This is a genomic window from Bradyrhizobium sp. DN3 (assembly GCF_041357655.1).
Classification (GTDB): Bacteria; Pseudomonadota; Alphaproteobacteria; order Rhizobiales; family Xanthobacteraceae; genus Bradyrhizobium.
Genome location: NZ_JAULLN010000078.1, coordinates 1 through 1,486, shown reverse-complemented (window position 1 = coordinate 1,486; position 1,486 = coordinate 1). Strand labels below are relative to the sequence as shown.

1 protein-coding gene is annotated in these 1,486 nt (G+C 60.9%); it reads left to right on the top strand.

Features of this window, described 5'->3' with window-relative positions; all coding sequences use genetic code 11:
• Positions 1–79: 79 nt before the first annotated feature.
• Positions 80–1,486: IS1182 family transposase (locus AAE027_RS39400; RefSeq protein ID WP_479714276.1), on the top strand; the 1,407-nt coding region annotated here is incomplete at its 3' end.

The window sequence follows — 1,486 nt, the reverse complement described above, 5'->3', positions numbered from 1 at the left end:
TTGACCCTGGCTGTGTGAAAACGCTGCGCTTGATGTGATTCGCGCGATATGATTCCCGCACGATTTGCGGGGGGCTGGAATGAAGCGCTTCGTTGCGGAGGCGGATCGTGGGCAATCGACGCTATTGCCCGAGTGCCTCGATGATTTCATTGACGAGAGCAACCCTGTTCGCGTGATCGACGTGTTTGTCGATGCGCTCGATTTGGCCGAGCTAAGCTTCGAGGGGGTGAAGCCGGCGGCGACCGGTCGGCCGTCATACCATCCCTCGGTTCTCCTGAAGCTTTACATCTACGGCTATCTGAACCGGGTGCAGTCGAGCCGGCGGCTCGAACGAGAGGCCGGACGCAATGTCGAGGCCATGTGGCTGCTGGGCCGGCTCGCACCTGATCACAAGACGATCGCGGACTTCCGCAAAGACAATGGCCTGGCGCTCCGCAAGGTATGCGCACGCTTCGTCGAACTCTGCCGTGAAATGGGTCTCCTCGCGACGTCGAGCGTCGCCATCGATGGCAGCAAGTTCAAAGCTGTGAACAACCGGGACAAGAACTTCACACGCGCGAAGGTGGAGCGGCGGCGCGCGCAGCTGGAGGAGAGCGTCGCGCGCTATCTGAGCCAACTGGACACGGCCGACCGGCAGGAGCCGAGCGAGGCGCTGACCGCCAAGGTGACGAGGCTAACCGAGAAGCTGACGAAGCTGAGGGAAGAAATGGGCAAGCTTGCCGTCTACGAGAAGCAGATGCTTGCGTCACCCGACCAGCAAATCTCGTTGACCGATCCCGACAGCCGTTCGATGGCGACAAGCGGCCGGGGCTCCGGCACCGTTGGCTACAACGTGCAGGTCGCCGTCGACACCGAGCACCATCTGATCGTAGCGCACGAGGTGACGAACAGCGGCTCAGATCGGGCACAACTCGCCAATATGGCCAAGCAGGCGAAGGCTGTTCTCGAGACCGAGACGCTCGAAGCTGTAGCCGATCGCGGCTACTTCAACAGCCCGGAGATCCTCGCGTGCCACGAGGCCGGCATCACCGTAACTCTGCCCAAGCCGCTGACGTCGGGTGCCAAATCGGAGGGGCGCTTCGGTAAGCAGGACTTTGCCTATTTGCCAGAGGAGGACGCCTATCGCTGTCCGGCTGGGAAGCGATTGCCGTATCGCTACACAAACGAAGAAGACGGCAAGATGCTGCGGCGCTACTGGACCACTGCCTGTCAAAGTTGTTCGCTCAAATCGCAGTGCACGACAGGACCAGAGCGGCGAATTACACGCTGGGAGCACGAGCATCTGCTTGAGGCTGTGCAGCAGCGCCTTGACGCAAACCCAGAAGCCATGCGTCAGCGTCGGGAGACGGTCGAGCATCCGTTCGGCACGATGAAGGCCCGCATGGGAGCGACACACTTCCTCACCAAAACGCTCCCAAAAGTAGCGGCCGAGATGGCACTCTCGGTCTTGGCCTATAATCTTACACGGGTCATGAACATCGTCGGG